Origin of the sequence: Gluconobacter sp. DsW_056, from assembly GCF_002153595.1 — a bacterium.
Classification (GTDB): domain Bacteria; phylum Pseudomonadota; class Alphaproteobacteria; order Acetobacterales; family Acetobacteraceae; genus Gluconobacter; species Gluconobacter albidus.
The window spans coordinates 1-16,043 of the sequence record NZ_JOPF01000031.1 but is presented as its reverse complement, the minus strand read 5'-3'; the positions used below and the strand labels follow the sequence as shown (position 1 = coordinate 16,043).

Below are 16,043 nucleotides of genomic sequence, written 5' to 3'. Positions count from 1 at the left end.
TATCCGCTGGCATGTCGTCCTGCACTTCGTGCCGCCAGCTCTTCCTGCGGCGTGGGTCGGGTTGTTGCTATTTCGGCAATTGGAGCCAGCTTATCTCAATCTTCTCCTTGGCCTGTTTCTCATCAGCAATTTGCCTCTTGTCTTGCGTCGTCAGAGAGAAATAGAGACTGTCCCGCAAGCCGGAAATATCGCGTGGCTGCCGGTTGTCGGAACACTGGCAGGCTTCGTTTCAGGCACTGACAGATCAGCGCTCCGATACTGCGAAACCCAGTGTCGATTTGCCAATCCCCAGATCCGCCGCCACGCGAGTCAGTGACAAACCGCTGCTCAAGGCAATCCTTGTCGCCTCACGGCGAAATTCTTCTGTGTTCGTCACTGTCATGGTCTCGTATGTCCCCCGATGTGAGCTTAAAACGCTCAGTCAACCGGCACAAAACCGTAGCAAGTTCAGTCAGGGAACAACCACGATTTTGCCGATGTGTACATTGCTTTCCATGAAACGGTGCGCCTCACTAATATTATTAAGCTTAAACACCTTGGCAATAACAGGCTTGAGCAGGCCATCCGCCAGTCCCTTGCTGATGAATACCTTGGCGCGCTCCAGCCGTTCCTGATCCTTGGTGATTTCGAAAAGCTGATATCCCCGGATGGTCAGATCCTTGCCGAGAAGCGGCATAACAGGAACAGCGAGCGGCGTTGTATCCAAGGCTCCATATTGAAAGAAAATTCCCAGGTCAGACAATGCTTCAAGTATCGTTGCGACATATGGACCCCCCACCGGATCGAAAGCCAGTCTTGCGCCCTTGCCGTTGGTAATCTTGCAGACTTCCTCGACGAGGTCCTGCTCTTCCGTTGCAATAACGTGTTTTGCGCCATACTGGAGAAGCTCCTCGCTTTTATTGGAGTGGCGCGTTAGAGCAATCGGCGTTCCCCCCAGCATGTTCACGATCTGAATGGCAGCGAGCCCGACACTGCTGGATGCCCCCCGGATCAGCACCGTATCGCCCTTGGCGAGTTGTCCGATATCGACCAGTGCGCCATAGGCTGTGGTAAACATCATCCAGGTCGCGGCCGCATCTTCCCAACTGACATTCGGCGAGTTCTTCACGACACCGAAGGCCGGCGCATTCACAAGTTCACCATGAAGCCCGTATTCGCCAAGCATGAAGCAGGGAATGACACTGACGGCATCTCCGACGGTGAAACCGCTGACATTTGGCCCGAGAGCCTCGATAATGCCTGACGCCTCGTAGCCGATGATGGCGGGAAACTGGGGTTCAGTAACGTAGTTTCCAGTACGGAACATCACTTCCGCGCGGTTCAGACCCATTGCCTTTACGCGGATCTGAACTTCTCCGGCCTTGGGTGCAGGTACGTCCCTGTCCACGACCTCGAGAACCTCAGGGCCACCGATTTTGTTGAAAATGGCTGTCTTGGCCATGGGCTTTTTCTCCCGATTACAGATACTGCGTTGCATAACGACCGAGAGAGACCCGGCCGCTGTTTCACGTCATGAAACTTCAGTAAAGATTAGCGGTCTCATCCATCGGCGCAGGCTCCGGGCGCGGCTGGTTGTTGAGCCACCATGCACCGTAACGCGTATACTGCGGTGGCACGTCGATCATCGTCCTGAGCTGGTCAGCTGCACTGCGTACCCAGAAGGGATCGCGCAACATGGGGCGGCCAATCAAGACAATATCCGCTCTCTCGTTGGACACGATGTCCTCGGCCAGATCGGCGGTTTCGATCATACCGACCGCCCCGGTCATGATGCCAAGCTTTTCCTTGAGAAGCGTCGCAGCCGGAACCTGATATCCTGGATAGCTGTTCACCTTGACCTTTACGATTCCACCAGACGAGCAGTCGATCAGATCAACACCCTGTTCTTTCATCCACTGGCCATAGATCACGAAATCATCCGGCGTGTTGCCGCCCTGAGCGTAATCGGTGGACGAAATCCTGACGAAGAGGGGGCCCTCCCATTCGGGTCGCACGGCATCCAGAATATGGTGCAGAATACGATAGCGGTTTTCGTGGTTTCCGCCCCACTTATCTGTCCGCATGTTCGCCAGCGGCGAGAGAAATTCATTCAGCAGGTAACCGTGAGCCGTATGGATTTCCAGCACGTCAAACCCGGCTTTACGGGCTCGGATCGCCGCGGCTTTGAAAGCCGCGATGATGTCATGAATTCCTTCTTCGCTCAGGGCCTCAGGGGTTTTGTAACCTTCAGAAAACGGAACCGCAGACGGAGCAACTGGAGGAAGGTGCTCTATTCCCAACATGCGACCAGCATGTCCGATCTGTGCGCCTGCCTTTGCTCCCATCTTGTGAATGACATCCACAAGGCGGCTCAGGCCCGAGACATGTTCGTCGGACCAGACGCCAAGGTCCCCCGGGCCGATCAGGCCATTTTCCAGAATGCTAAGCGTTTCAGGAAATATCAGTGCGGCGCCGCCTAGAGCGCGGGCTCCGTAATGGACCAAATGAAAATCGCTTACGAAGCCGCCCGTATCCGCCGAATGCATGCACATGGGAGACATCGCGACACGGTTTCGGAACGTCATGCCCCGGATGGTGAATGGCTCAAGGAGTTTCATCGGAAATACCTTTTCTTTTCGTCTTCCTCCTGTGAGAATACGACACTACATGCTGGTATAAAAATACGGCTTAAATATCTACATACTATACAATAGTATAATAAGGAGAGCACTTCGGATGCTTACCAAGAAGAAAAAACGCTGGGACGATATCCCTGGCTGTTCCCTTGAAGCCTCCCTGAATGTGATTGGAGGTAAATTGAAAGGTGTTTTCCTTTTCCATCTTCTTGACGGCACCATGAGATTCAATGAGTTGTCCCGGCTGGCCCGTGGAGCGTCACCACGCCTCATCGTCAAACAGCTTCGTGAGCTTGAAGAGGATGGATTGGTTCACCGCAAGGTTTATGCTGTTGTTCCACCGAAGGTTGAGTACTCACTGACCGAAGAGGGACGCAATCTCTACAATATCCTTCATGCCCTGAGTGAATGGGGGAAGCTCTGGGTAGATAATCATCCGGTTGAACGATCCGAGGCAATATCCAATCTTATAAATAATACCTAGGTTGCAATTATTATATGTAATAATTGCACGTACTATATCACTATTTATGATTATCTTCTGTGGCATCAGGGCGATTGTGAAAAAAGCGGCGATGCTTTTACCCCCTCAGATGGTTTCTATGAAAGTTCGCACTTGAATATGATGTCCGCTGTCGGAGAGATAATGGAAAAAAAACTGACATTAACGCATTCGAACTCAATAAAGCCTCTACAGCCACGTTTTCCGTAGAGCAGAATATTATTTAACAGGCAGCAGGCGCATCTATTCACAGAGTTCGTCAGAAAATAAACCGTGATCCACGGACAACTCTGAGACTGGCAACTGGCTGCGAGTATCGTCTGATCCGTTTACCCGATCAACAGTCGCGCACCGAGTGCCGTGAAGAGCGCAACGGGCATCGCCACGGCACCGACCTTGAGAAATTGTAGAAACCCGACCTCTTCGCCTTCTCGACGGATCACCTGCAACCAGAGAATTGTGGCCAGAGATCCCGTTACGGAAAGGTTTGGGCCAAGGTCCACACCGATCAACAGGTTATCAATCACCAACCGCGGGACATGCGCCTGCGCCACTGTCTCACTGGCAATCAAGCCGGCAGGTAGGTTGTTCATGATGTTGGAAATGAAGGCCAGAAGAGCGCCAGCCCCCCAGGCAGCAGTGACAGGATCGCTTTTGGCGGCGTGCTGAAGCAGGTTGGCAAGCACCCCGACCACCTCCGTACTTTCGACGGCGGCTACCAGAACGAACAGGCCGCCGACCAGCGGGAGAACACCCCATGAAATATCCCGTATGAGCGCAAGCGGCGATCGTCGTGCCAGCGCTGAGACGCCCAATGCTGTCCCAATACCGGCGAGCGCTGTTGGCAAGCCGAGAGACAGATCAAAAGCGGACATCGCCACAAGCAGGAACGCAGTTAGCACGATGCCGACAAAAGCCGCCTTGCCGCCCGCGGTTAACGGAGTTGTTTCAACCTGAGAGGAGCAGTCCTGATGCAGATGTGCCCGCTCCATAAGGCGCAAAACCAGATAGGTCGTCATGATCGCCAGGATCGACGGGAGCGCGAATGACCTCAGCCATGATCCCAGCGCAGGGAGTGCGCCGTCATACAGAACCAGGTTCGCTGGATTGGAGACAGGCAGGACAAAGCTTGCCGCATTGGCGACGAGTGCGCAGGCAAACAACAGCGGAAGGGGATCTGCTTTTGCTTTTTTTGCTGCTGCGAACACGGCCGGTGTCAGCACAACAGCCGTCGCATCGTTGGACATAAAGGTCGTCACCACGACACCGGCCAGATAGACCAGTGTGAACAGCTTGGCCGTTGAACCTGCGGCATGATTGACGGCCCAGGTCGCGATCCAGTCGAACAGCCCATTTGCACGCGCCGTTTCACTGAGCAGCATCATGCCGATCAGAAACAGATAAACATCGCCGCCTTTCACGAGACCGGCCCCCGCCATGGTGAGTGGGATCAGCCCCGTCACCATGAGGACCGTGGCTCCGATGACGGCCCACACCCACTCCGGCGTCCGGAACGGTCGAAGAATAACACCAGCCGTCGCCAGGACAGCGATCGTCCAGATTGCCTCCTGGTGAAAGGTCATGCCGACACCTTATCGGCAGATCGCAGGGTCGATGCCGAGCCTATCCAGAGCCCCAGTGACACGATTGCAAAGCAGCCCAGAGTATAGAACGCCACGGCGTATCCCAGATCTTCGGCAAGCCATCCTCCCAGAGCCGGGGAGAGGCTTGCTCCAATGCCCTGCGCCGTCATGACGACGCCCTGTCCGATATTGATCCGTCCGGTTCCGTTCAGCAGTCTGGCCACCAGACCCGGCACGGCGACACTCTGAAGCCCCGCACCGATCCCATCGAGGATCTGCACCGGCCATACCCCCCAATGCTGGATGAAGCTTCCCGCGATCAAACCACGCAGCGGTAGGGCGGCAAACGATATCAGCAGGACGAACCAGTAACCACGGTCCCTGACGAAACGTATGGCCAGCAGGCTCACGACGATCATCACAGCCTGTGCGACCATCACGGTCATCGCCGTGAACATGGCTGGATTGCCTTTGCCTGCACTGACGACCGCCATGCCGTACAGCGGAAGCATCGCGGCGTTTCCGAGATGGAAGAAACACAAACAACTCGCCAGAATGAGAAGAGGCTTGTGTCGCAGAAAGGATCGTAACCCCTCGGCTGTCCCCTCATCGTGAACGGGTTCATCGTCCAGTCCGCGTGCAGCTTTATGATCTATGGATTTTTCCGGGATCAGGAGCACCGCAGAAATAGCGAACAGACCGAAGGCGACTTCAAGAAAGAAAATCGCTGAGAGGCCAAACTGCCATCCCAGCCAGCCGGACAGCCCGGCCCCCGCCATATTGCCGGCATGGTTCCAGGCCTGGTTACGGCCGATCTGTGTGTTGAAGCCTTTCTGGCGCACGATCCCGAGCGTTATGGCCGCCATCAGAGGACCAATTCCAGCGCCGGCCAGAGCGGTTGCAAGCTGACTGGCTGTCACAACGGCCACGGATTGCGAACTCAGGAGAAGAAGAGAGGCGGAAATCGTGCAGAGCGCCGCCACAATGACGAGCAACCGCTTTTTCGTCGTGTGATCAATCAGCGCGCCTGCGGGAATGGTGGCGAGCATTCCCGCAACTCCACCCACAGTCATGACGGTTCCGATCGGTCCCGTCTGCCAGCCGTGACGCTGAAGGAAAACGCCCAGAAAGGGCCCTATCCCCGCCTGGACGTCCGCCATGAAGAAATTGAGAGCGCATAAGGCGAGCAAGGCCCGATTGAGCCCTGGAATAGCAGGAGTTTCATCAGTAACAACTGTGGCAGTACGAGGCGGGGTCATCACGTTCTCTTCGTTAAGCAGCAAGCTTTAACTGCGTTCAAGAGAATAAGTTACAAAATTATTTCCCACTGCTTTTTTTTGAGTTTATTGGAATATTCATTGCCATTTACCCCGTCTAATAAAGTATTTTTAACGCAAAAAGGGCCAATCTATAAAAATATTTATCCTTTATTTAATATAATGGATAAGCATGCTAATATTTCCTTCATCCCTCATCCTAAATCAGAAAGGTCGTTCAGGTTGCTCAGCCTCTCGTGCCCAGCATTAACATGGGGCTCTCCGATATGCTTCTTCGGGGCGAACCGGCGTTAATGTCGTCACTTCGATAAAATAACCCCCTTTCGCTCGAAAGTAGAAGGACCACGCACCATGCACGTTGCGTGGAGCCTGCACCTCCCAGCCATCGGCGCTTAGGCGCTCATATAGAGCATTGACGTCCTCTCGAGACTTCTGGATGAAACCAATGTGCAGGATGTCGAATTGCCCAGGATAATCGAAGCCTTCGAGCTTGTTGTCGAAATGATTGACGATCAGCACCAGCCCATCATTGTCCTGCAGGACGGCCATCTTGCTCCCACGCACAACGAGAGTGCGCAGGCCGAAATACTGTTCGAACATTGCGCGATCAGCCCCAGTATCGTGGCTGTAGAGGTTGATATGGTTCAGCTTCATGACTGTGTCTTTCCGTCGGTGAGACGGACACGAGCCGGTCGCAATCTGGACAGCGACGACCGACCACGGACGAGGCCTATCCTCGTCGTGTCCGGCCATGGCCAAGAGCGGGTTTATTCGCTCAAGCGTGACTGTCTCCGGAGAGACCACAGGTTATCACCATACCTGTATCGCTGTCTTTTTAGGCAAAACCGACTTTGCTGATGCCAGCATCAGCAGTCAAGCAGCGTTTTTAGTTATCCCCGCTTCATAGAAGTTTATTCGACGACAAAAATAACCGACATGAAGGCGACAACTGCCACGACGTCTCACACTCCTCCGGGACAGCGCCAACGCTTTCAGATCGTGGAGCAAATACTGCACCAATCTGCGAAATTATGGAGCGGCATCCGTTGTGCTGTCTGAAGCGGGCCGAAACGGCGCCAGCCGGTTCGTAAGATAAAGACAGTGCATCCGCCGGAGCTCGTCAGGCGAGCCTGACGTCGTGGGCGCGTCCTGCGCGAGCATGCTGCGTAGCACTTTCATAGTGTTTAGAACGACCGCAGCAATATCTCTCGCCAGTGCTTCATCCAACCCTGGCGCACAGACACGCAACGCTGCCGCAATCCCGGCTATCGCATGTTCGCGTGCACGATCACGGATCTCCATCCTGTCAGTCCGTGCCTCCATCAGCGCGGACAGGGATTTCACGCGAGGATGAAGCGTGACAAGCAGTTCTATGAAAACGTCCGCCAGAGCGTCCGGGGACAGCGTGGCGGCACGTTTGGCGAGTGCCGCGTATTCGTCTTCCAGAACGGCGATATGTCGCTGCACAAGAGCGTCTGCCACAGCCTCTTTGTTTGGAAAGAAACGATAGAGCGAGCCGATTTTTGCTCCGGCGCGCGCGGCGATCTTCGCCATGGTCGTCGCCTCGTAACCTCGTTCCGCCATGAGGTCGGACGCGGCCTCCAGTAATTCCTCGACGCGCTGACGCCCAGCCGCGCGCATCGGCTGAAGAGACGTCCGTTTACCTCTTGACGAATTTGAGTCCATCCTCAAATAATGCTCCTTCTTGAGTGTCTACTCAACTTACTAACGTTTCCACGTGTTCCGGACAACGGTTCGGGATGGCGGTCAAACGTTAACAGGGAAGGTCTTGCCATGATTTCACTTCCAGTCACTAGGACGGCCCTCGTTCTGATCGATCTCCAGAAGGGCATTACAGGACTTCCCCTGGCTCCGACACCGGGTGCTTTGATTGTTGAACGATCGAAAGAACTCGCCGCGCGCTTTCGGGCAGCCGGAGCACCGGTCATTTTGGTTAATGTAGCGTTCGCACCAGATTTCGCCGATGCCGTGCATGCGGTCGTCGATCGCTCCTTTTCACCGCCTGGCGGCTTCGCACCAGACTGGGCAGAACTGGTCGAGGGGCTTGCCGAACCGACCGATCTACGCGTCACGAAAAGGCAATGGGGTGCGTTCTACGGCACGGATCTCGATCTTCAGTTACGGCGACGTGGTATCACGACCATCGTGCTCGGCGGAATCGCCACCAATCTGGGTGTGGAATCTACGGCCAGAGCGGCGCATGAGCATGGATACAACGTCGTGCTCGTCGAGGATGTCATGTCCACATTCACCGAAGACATGCAGCGCTTTGCCTGCGAAGAGATTTTTCCCCGTCTTGGCCGGGTGACGACGAGCGACGCGATCGCGCTGGATGTGTAAACGCATGGCTCATGTCTGCGCGTCTCGCGGTTCCCAGCGAGATCATTCATGAACGCCAGAACGTCGTCGCCAGCCTTAGACCCGGATCAACTGCCTCCGGGCACCTGGAAAATCGTGAGCGTCGCGGCGGTCGGATCTTTCATGGCGCAACTGGACGCCACGATCGTCAATGTGTCGCTCCCCGATCTCGTTACGAGCCTGCACGCTCCGTTTTCACACATTCAATGGGTGGTCAGCGGCTATCTGCTGGCGCTCGCCCTGACGTTGCCACTGAATGGATGGCTCGTAAGCCGCCTCGGGGGACGGGCGGTCTATTTATGGTGCTTCGGTGCCTTCACGCTGACATCAGGCCTGTGCGCACTAGCGTGGTCTGCGCCGTCCCTGATCGTATTCCGGCTGCTGCAAGGCATGGCGGGCGGACTGCTCGCCCCTATGGCGCAGATGACGGTAGCTCGTGTGGCGGGCCGACAGATGCCGAGGGTCGCGAGCGCGATGACGGCACCTGTTCTGCTCGCGCCGCTTCTTGGACCCGTCGTCGCCGGTGCCATTCTCTCCGTCGCGTCCTGGCGATGGATCTTTCTTCTCAATGTGCCGGTCGGGCTTGCGGCTTTTGCCCTTACCGTTCTGTTTCTCCCTGACGATCGACATGACGGGCGTTCCCGTCCACTTGACCTGACAGGGCTAGGATTTCTCGCGCCCGCTCTCGTCTCGTTTCTTTACGGCATGGATCATGTCGCCCGGCCTTATGGACAGGCGACCTTAGGCACGTCCCTCGTGCTGTTCGCCCTGCATGTCCGATCCGCGCGACGCAAGGGCGATGACGCGCTGATCGACCTGCGCCTGCTACGTGCGCCTGCCTTTTCGGTGTCGGCGATCATCATGTTTCTGACGAACGGTGTGTCGTTCGCCGGTCAGATGCTTCTACCCGTATGGCTGATCCACGCCTGCGGTGTCTCGCCCGAGCGGACAGGCCTGTTCATGGCGCCCTTGGGTCTGGGGATGATGTGCGTCTACCCGCTCATTGGCCGCTTGAGTGACCGGTTTGACGCGCGCGATCTGAGCGGTTGCGGGGCGCTGCTTTCACTGGCCGGGACAGTGATCCTGGTGATGCTCGCCTATAGTGGCCTGAACGTCGCCCTGCTTGCCATAGCACTGCTGTTGCGTGGAGGCGGCGGGGGCGCCGTAGGCATTCCGGCGATGAGCGCGGGATACGCTTCGATCGCACGTAAGGATATTCCGATGGCGACGACCGCGCTGAACATCATGCAAAGGATTGGCGGGCCGACATTGATCACAGCGTGCGCCACATTCCTTGGGTGGCGGCTTTCGACAGTCGCTCCGTTTCATGTCGCATCACAGGCTTATGCCGAAACGTTTGGGGTTCTCACGTTATTTCATGGTGTTCTGTTGCTCGCCACGCGCTTTATCAAACCTTTGGAAAAGAACCGCCAGTTTGGATCGAATTGATGCTGTCACGCATTGAGACTTGCCCGAGTGAATAAAAATCACCCAGACAAGATGGGTCAGCGTCTTTTACTTTAGGCTCATTCGTTTGTATTTCGGATTGTTCGACATGTACATGACTATAGCCTGTTTGTTCTGAGCGAACAGGCAGATCAGGGGAGGAAACAGAATGCCCGTTATCAGACGCTCCATAAGTAAAGCGGATATTTTAAACGCCCATGGCGAACGATGAAATTTCTTGTTTGTGTTCGACCCACCCCGAAAAGGACTTGATGTCAATTTCTAGCGAGATAATAGAATATAAATCAGGCGACGCCAACATTTCCCTCTACCCCCCCCGATCCTAAAGGACTTCAGAGCTCGGGTAGCTTAAACTGGCTGACCAAAGCTATGCACCTGTGCCGGAAATTCTCCAGCCCGGACCTCCGCAGCATATTGTTCGATCGCCTGAGAGGCCTGGTGTGAAAGATCCGCATAGCGTTTCACGAATTTGGGTCTGAAATCAGCAAAGGCACCAAGCATGTCATCCACGACCAGAATCTGTCCATCGCATGTAGGTCCGGCACCGATCCCAATCGTAGGGATTGCAGTTGCTTGTGTAATCTCATAGGCAAGTGCTTGTGGTATCTTTTCCAATACCACCGCGAATGCGCCCGCGTCTGATACGGCTTGGGCATCGGCAAGAATACGCTGAGCATCCGGACCCTTTCCCTGGACCTTGTAGCCACTCAGAACATTGACCGCTTGCGGTGTAAGACCAAGGTGGCCCATAACAGGGATGCCTCGTGCGACAAGGAAGGCGATCGTCTCCGCCATATGTACGCCGCCTTCAAGCTTGACTGCTGCGGCTCCTGTTTCAGCCAGGAGACGGGACGCATTCCGGAAGGCCTGTGCAGGACTTTCTTCATAGGTCCCAAAAGGCAGGTCAATGACGCATAATGAACGTGAGAGGCCACGCATTACAGCTTGACCATGAAGAACCATCATCTCCAGGGTCACCCCCAGTGTGGAAGGCAGGCCATGCAGGACCATACCCAGGCTGTCTCCGACAAGAGTGACATCACAATGCTGGTCAACAAGCCGGGCTGTGGGCGTCGTATAAGCCGTCAGACACACGAGCGGAACGCCTCCCTTCCGCCCTTGAATGTCTGAAACCGTGAGGCTCTTTTCCGGTAGATTTGTGCTCAAAGGATATCCCTTCCAGACCGTGTTCAACGAGTTTTGGGGTTGCATATGTCACGTTGCCCCTGTTTTACGCAAAATCTGAGAGGTACTCCCTGACAGATCTTATCGAGAGCTCATATGACTTCATCACGATATTCAGCCACCCTGATCGGAGCGGGATCCGTTGGTCTGGTGCTTGCTGCCTGTCTGGCAAAGGCCGACTGGGATGTATCGATTGTCGGCGCACGGACGCCTTTGAACAAAATTTCCATGCAGGAAAACGGAATTTCCTCACAATATTCGGTGAAGAGAGTCGACGTCAATCAAGACTTTAAGCCGCCAAGAGTGCTGATTATTGCAGTCAAGTCCCAGCAGGTTGAGACGATATCGCATTGGCTCCCAGCTTTTGATAGCAAAAATACGACCGTATTGGTGGCGCAAAACGGCATTGATCAGCGACAGACTTTTCGAAACTATTTTTCTAATTCACCCATTATTCCGGCTATTATTTACTTCAATGCACAGCGAGACAATCCGGGAAGCGTAAATCTGCGCAGAATCGGTCATCAGGACGTGTGCTTGCCTCAACAGGACCTAACACGACTGCTGGCCAGCGCATTCTCCACTGGCGGCCTTCGTGTCCTACTGACAGAGGATATCCAGACACGCCTATGGCTGAAACTTCTGGCAAACATTTCCGTCAACCCGTTGACTGCCTTAACCGGTCAGCCAACAGGCATCATGCGCCGTTCGGACATTGCGGACAGTGCGAGAGCCTTGATGCTCGAAGCTCTTCCTGTCGCCCAAGCAGAGGGGGCGAAGATTACAATACAGGATCTCGAAGACACCCTGAAATGGATATCCACCATTCCCCCAGAGAGTCGGAGCTCCATGCTTCAGGACAAACAGGCAATGGTTCCTTTGGAATATTAGGCTCTGACAGGAGCTGTGGTGCGAGCCGGCGCACGGCACAGCATCCCAACGCCATTGAACGAGCTCGTTCTCTCTCTTTTGGCAGGATCTGAAATTGACGGGGCCACTTCTCTTGAGCAAAGGCCATCAACAATCCAGCGACAAAGTTTTCCGTCGAAGTTCTGGCATCTCTCGTAGCACCGAAGAAACTATCCTTCCCACCTGCCGTGAATTGGGGATTGGCATCACGGCTTATGGTGTGCTGGCGTGTGGACTGATCAGCGCACACTGGCAGGGAGCCAAGGAATCAGGGAGTCTCAGCGCCCGGGCTCCTCGTTTCCAAGAAAGGAACGTAGAGCGCCTTTTGGTTTTTGTTGAGACCTTGCGCAGGATTGCTGACACCAAAAGCACGAGTGTAGCCCAACTGGCCATTGCCTAGGTCGCAGCACAGGGTGTCGATATTGTTCCACTCATTGGTGCCCGCAGGCGCGACCGGCTCTCTGAAGCTCTCGGCGCACTGGATTGGATCTTTTGTCAACGCGACCTAGTTTCTGTATTTCTGGCACTAAGAGGCGAAAGAGTGCCCAAGGTTGAGGCATTTGGAAGGACGATCGATCCACATCAAAGACGGCAAAAGAAACCAGCACAGCAACGAAAGTGTTGGGCAAGGTTAAGAAAAGCAGCCACTAAGAGGCTTGGTACACTCAAATAGTACATTCTTGGGCCTGTCGCTGCATGTCTGATAGGGCGATGACACAGAGACGTTCATAAACACACGCGGTGCCACTCGTTGCAGATTCTTCATATCGATTGTAGCCCCCGCCCTGATGGGCAAAGCCGCCTTGTTTCAGCGGGGATTGTCGCGGGGCTCTCTACGCTCTGGCCTGGAGCAACTGTGGTCATGCGCGATATCAGTACTCTTTCTCCTCCCGATGCAGACTATGCAACACTGCTCACCAGCCCCCCTAAAAGCAGTGAGAGCACGGCGCGGGGATCGACTGCGCTGTCCGATATTCTGATTCGGGAAATCGAAACAGCCGATATCCTGGTGGTGGGTACGCCCGTACATAATTTTACAGTACCTGCTGCCCTCAAATCCTGGCTCGACCACGTCGTGCGCGTGAACCGGACCTTCACAGTGCGTCCCAACGGCAAAGTGGGGCTCGTCAAAGATCGACCCGTATTTATCGGCGTTGCCGCCGGCGGCATGATCTTCGCTGACGGTGCACAGCAGCCCGATTTTTTTACCCCCTATCTAAAGGCGGTCCTGAATTGCATCGGGCTTTGTGATTTGCACTTTGTGCCTGTGCAAGGTACAGCTGTTCGTTGCGAAGCCGAACAGGATGCAGAGCTCAAACAGGTTCTCTCAGAGTTGAAGTTCGGTTTCTTTGCAAAACACCAAGCTCAACAGGCAAACCTCCAGGTTGGGGACAACGCATGAGGCTGTGTGTCTGACATGACCGAGCTATTCGCTCCGTTTGCGGCAATTACACTCAGCAGGCAGAGCGCACACTCCCTGAACGAACAGATCACCCTGCACATAGAGAGAGCCATATCCTTGGGGGTTCTTCCTGCAGGCAGTCGTCTTCCATCCTGGCGTGACCTCGCAACCCAATTGGGCGTTGCGCGCGGGACGGTTCGCACAGCTTATGACAGATTGATTGATCGCGGGCTCCTTTGCGCCACAAAAGCTGCTGGGACGCGTGTGGTAGAAGTCCTCCCGATTTTAATGCCCATGCCTCCCGCAATCCAGCACAGTTCTGGTCCAGGTGGGGTCGCCTCCATTGATGATAGTCCGCTGGCTTTATTCCAGCAACGAGCCGACCGACCACTTGCTTTTCAAATGGGTGTTCCCGCGCATGACGCTTTTCCAGCTACTCTCTGGGCTCGGATGCACCGGCGAGGGGTACAGGCCTCGGCGCTGAATACTGGCGTAATGGATCCGTGTGGTCTGCCAGAATTACGGGCGGCACTCGCTTCGCATCTTGCTCTTGCAAGGGGAATAAACTGCTCGCCAGAGCAGATACTGATTACGACCGGGTTCAGGAGTGGGCTCGCCATGGTGCTGCGCGCCGTCGACCCTGCCGGAAAGCAGGCATGGGTGGAAGACCCGGGTTTTCCGATCACGCGTCTGGCCCTCGAAAGCGCAGGTGTACATCCCGTGCCCATAGCCGTGGATCGCGAGGGGCTGGATGTGGAACTTGGGCATACTATAGCCCCTGCCGCAGCTCTGGCACTCGTCACACCTGGCCAGCAGGCCCCAACGGGTGTCTCACTGAGTCCCGAAAGACGCAAAGCTCTGCTTGACTGGGCCAGGCAAAGCAACAGCTGGATCATTGAGGATGACTATCTGGCTGAGCTTCACTTGGATGGCCAAGCGTCTCCAGCACTTGCTGCGGGCGACGGCGCCGACCGTGTCATCCATATCGGAACATTCAGTAAAACACTCGCTCCCATGATCGGACTTGGCTTTGTTGTCGCCCCCCAGGCACTCGTAAAGCGTTTGACCGAGATAGCCTGGTGGCTCGCGACGCCGCCTAACAACGCCGTGCAGATCGCCTTAACGCATTTCATGCGCGAAGGACATTATTTCAGGCATTTGCGCCGTACACGCCAAACTTACACCGAACGCCGTGATCTGCTACGCGATACTTTGCTTCGATGCGGCGCCTCGTTACCGCAAAGCGCTGGCCTGTCGCTTGTACTGCCTTTGCCCTCCGGCTTTGATGACGTTCAACTTACGCATCAGGCACGGACTGTTTCTCTTGGGGTAACGCCTCTTTCCGCATGGTTTGCCAGGGGCTCACGAGCAAGATCTGGCGTGTTGCTTGGCGTTGCCAACGTTCGTTCGGAACGGGTCGAAGCCGATTGCCGACAACTTCTCACTTTGATGCACTCGACGCTTTAGCAGCTCCTTGCCAGCGATTGTTAAGGCGCTGTTTGCCCCTCGCTATGTGTTCTCTCCAACAACGACACGGACCTCCCTCATGCCTGGTTTTCGATATGGACTTGTGGCTCTCGCATCGCTTCTCATAACGTCTGCGCCTCTCTCTGCATGGGCGAATACATCTCCCACACCAGACTCTGCAGCGTTCGTCGCTGAAGACCCGACACTCTCTCAGATGATAGGCAATTCTGTCCCTGGCCTGAGCTGGCAAACACTTGATGGCCAGACACTGGACCTTGTGAAACTGGCTCACAAAGGCCCGGTCTATCTTAAGCTTTGGGCGACCTATTGTATTCCCTGTCGGGCCCAGATGCCTGAGTTTGAGCGACTCTACCAGCGTTATAAGTCACGCATGAGTATTGTTGCCGTGGATATCGGTTTTGGAGAAAAACACGACAAAATCGTCAGTTTTGTCAGAAAAGCAAGTCTAACCATGCCAGTTGTGGTCGATGACGGAAGGCTGAGCGACTGGCTCCATATCCGCGCCACGCCTCTGCACGTACTGATCGACCGTGATGGTCGACTGGCCTATCTCGGCCATCAGGATGGTGCAGTACTCGAGGCGGCACTTGAACGCGTTGTCGCCAAACCCCGTACACAAGCGCACCTTCAATTTGCGGATGTTACACCTGCCCCGCCTCTGGCCGTTGGAGCCGAAGTACCAACTCTGGCACTGAGCGACGCTACGCAGGCTGCAGTGCCCTTCCGTCCAGAGGGCGCAATACGGCCTCAGGTCGTTTTATTTACCGCGCCATGGTGTGAAAGCTATCTTTCTAACATGGATCCGCCGACCGCCCGAAACTGTGCCCGCACACGAGAAATTGCACAGAAACTTGTCACAAACTCCAAGCTCGACTGGACAGTTATCGGCGCGAAACTCTGGACTGAACCAGCAGATATGGCTTCGTTCCGCACCCTGTTCGGTCCCGGATTTCGGATACTGCTGGATGAAAACAATCAAGCCTTTACGAGGTTCGGTATTCGACAGATCCCTGCCGTGGCCTTGATTAACAAGGATGGACGGCTAGTCGAAATGCTCGATGGGTCCCGCCCTGATCTGGGAGTTCAGATCGAAGCATTCGCTAGAAAAATGCCATGAACCGAATTTACTGTACGTGCTGGCCGTCATTTTTTTTGTGCATGCGGCTAGGTCACGTTGACCAAAGACCCAATCCAGAGTTTTGCGGCGGCGATATTGAGGAAACTCATGAAGGATAA

At 55.1% G+C, this 16,043-nt stretch carries 16 protein-coding genes and 1 pseudogene; 9 read left to right on the top strand and 8 right to left on the bottom strand.

Going from position 1 to position 16,043, the window contains the following annotated elements; translation table 11 throughout:
• Window positions 1-28 precede the first annotated feature (28 nt).
• On the top strand, window positions 29-316 hold the full coding sequence (locus HK22_RS14565; RefSeq protein WP_233142719.1) for a hypothetical protein: 288 nt from the start codon (window positions 29-31) through the stop codon (window positions 314-316).
• On the opposite strand, the pseudogene HK22_RS15390 reads toward HK22_RS14565, so the two are convergent.
• The 3 genes and pseudogenes from HK22_RS15390 to namA form a co-directional block, all read right to left on the bottom strand.
• Window positions 269-382 (bottom strand): annotated as a pseudogene (locus HK22_RS15390) (IS3 family transposase); the annotation flags it as partial. The gene HK22_RS14565 and the pseudogene HK22_RS15390 overlap by 48 nt on opposite strands.
• Window positions 383-451: 69 nt before the next feature.
• Window positions 452-1,441 (bottom strand): zinc-dependent alcohol dehydrogenase family protein, encoded by a 990-nt coding sequence (locus tag HK22_RS14555; RefSeq protein ID WP_086649789.1) that lies wholly within the window; start codon window positions 1,439-1,441, stop codon window positions 452-454.
• A 79-nt stretch (window positions 1,442-1,520) separates the two neighbouring features.
• The gene (namA, locus tag HK22_RS14550) at window positions 1,521-2,597 is read right to left on the bottom strand and encodes an NADPH dehydrogenase NamA (RefSeq protein ID WP_086649788.1); all 1,077 of its coding nucleotides are present in this window, start codon (window positions 2,595-2,597) and stop codon (window positions 1,521-1,523) included.
• A 118-nt stretch (window positions 2,598-2,715) separates the two neighbouring features.
• On the opposite strand from namA, the gene HK22_RS14545 reads away from it, so the two are divergent.
• Window positions 2,716-3,099, top strand: coding sequence for a helix-turn-helix domain-containing protein (locus tag HK22_RS14545; RefSeq protein ID WP_086649787.1), 384 nt, complete (start codon window positions 2,716-2,718; stop codon window positions 3,097-3,099).
• A 347-nt stretch (window positions 3,100-3,446) separates the two neighbouring features.
• Here HK22_RS14545 and HK22_RS14540 read toward each other — a convergent pair whose 3' ends face one another.
• From HK22_RS14540 to HK22_RS14525, 4 genes are all read right to left on the bottom strand, one after another.
• The gene (locus HK22_RS14540) at window positions 3,447-4,700 is read right to left on the bottom strand and encodes an arsenic transporter (RefSeq protein WP_086649786.1); all 1,254 of its coding nucleotides are present in this window, start codon (window positions 4,698-4,700) and stop codon (window positions 3,447-3,449) included.
• The gene (locus tag HK22_RS14535) at window positions 4,697-5,959 is read right to left on the bottom strand and encodes an MFS transporter (protein WP_198945563.1); all 1,263 of its coding nucleotides are present in this window, start codon (window positions 5,957-5,959) and stop codon (window positions 4,697-4,699) included. Before HK22_RS14535 ends, HK22_RS14540 begins: the two co-directional genes overlap by 4 nt.
• Window positions 5,960-6,223: 264 nt before the next feature.
• Window positions 6,224-6,631, bottom strand: a complete 408-nt coding sequence (locus tag HK22_RS14530; RefSeq protein WP_086649784.1) for a VOC family protein — start codon at window positions 6,629-6,631, stop codon at window positions 6,224-6,226.
• Between the two features lie 375 nt (window positions 6,632-7,006).
• Window positions 7,007-7,663, bottom strand: a complete 657-nt coding sequence (locus HK22_RS14525) for a TetR/AcrR family transcriptional regulator (RefSeq protein WP_086649783.1) — start codon at window positions 7,661-7,663, stop codon at window positions 7,007-7,009.
• A gap of 108 nt (window positions 7,664-7,771) precedes the next feature.
• On the opposite strand from HK22_RS14525, the gene HK22_RS14520 reads away from it, so the two are divergent.
• Both HK22_RS14520 and HK22_RS14515 read left to right on the top strand, forming a co-directional pair.
• Window positions 7,772-8,338 carry a hydrolase gene (locus HK22_RS14520; protein ID WP_086649782.1) on the top strand — a complete coding sequence of 189 codons (567 nt, stop codon included), beginning with the start codon at window positions 7,772-7,774 and terminating at the stop codon, window positions 8,336-8,338.
• 48 nt (window positions 8,339-8,386) lie between these two features.
• Window positions 8,387-9,805, top strand: a complete 1,419-nt coding sequence (locus tag HK22_RS14515; RefSeq protein ID WP_086649781.1) for a DHA2 family efflux MFS transporter permease subunit — start codon at window positions 8,387-8,389, stop codon at window positions 9,803-9,805.
• Between the two features lie 366 nt (window positions 9,806-10,171).
• On the opposite strand, the gene panB is transcribed toward HK22_RS14515, so the two are convergent.
• Window positions 10,172-10,990 (bottom strand): 3-methyl-2-oxobutanoate hydroxymethyltransferase, encoded by an 819-nt coding sequence (panB, locus tag HK22_RS14510; RefSeq protein WP_369827286.1) that lies wholly within the window; start codon window positions 10,988-10,990, stop codon window positions 10,172-10,174.
• A gap of 114 nt (window positions 10,991-11,104) precedes the next feature.
• On the opposite strand from panB, the gene HK22_RS14505 reads away from it, so the two are divergent.
• The 5 genes from HK22_RS14505 (at window position 11,105) to HK22_RS14485 (ending at window position 15,924) form a co-directional block, all read left to right on the top strand.
• The gene (locus HK22_RS14505; RefSeq protein ID WP_086649779.1) at window positions 11,105-11,899 is read left to right on the top strand and encodes a ketopantoate reductase family protein; all 795 of its coding nucleotides are present in this window, start codon (window positions 11,105-11,107) and stop codon (window positions 11,897-11,899) included.
• A 94-nt stretch (window positions 11,900-11,993) separates the two neighbouring features.
• Window positions 11,994-12,317, top strand: coding sequence for an aldo/keto reductase (locus HK22_RS15480; RefSeq protein WP_369827284.1), 324 nt, complete (start codon window positions 11,994-11,996; stop codon window positions 12,315-12,317).
• 351 nt (window positions 12,318-12,668) lie between these two features.
• On the top strand, window positions 12,669-13,319 hold the full coding sequence (locus HK22_RS14495; RefSeq protein ID WP_086649778.1) for an FMN-dependent NADH-azoreductase: 651 nt from the start codon (window positions 12,669-12,671) through the stop codon (window positions 13,317-13,319).
• A gap of 15 nt (window positions 13,320-13,334) precedes the next feature.
• Complete coding sequence (locus HK22_RS14490) at window positions 13,335-14,786, top strand: PLP-dependent aminotransferase family protein (RefSeq protein ID WP_086649777.1); 1,452 nt, start codon at window positions 13,335-13,337, stop codon at window positions 14,784-14,786.
• Window positions 14,787-14,865: 79 nt separating this feature from the next.
• Window positions 14,866-15,924, top strand: coding sequence for a redoxin domain-containing protein (locus HK22_RS14485; protein WP_086649776.1), 1,059 nt, complete (start codon window positions 14,866-14,868; stop codon window positions 15,922-15,924).
• Window positions 15,925-16,043: the final 119 nt, after the last annotated feature.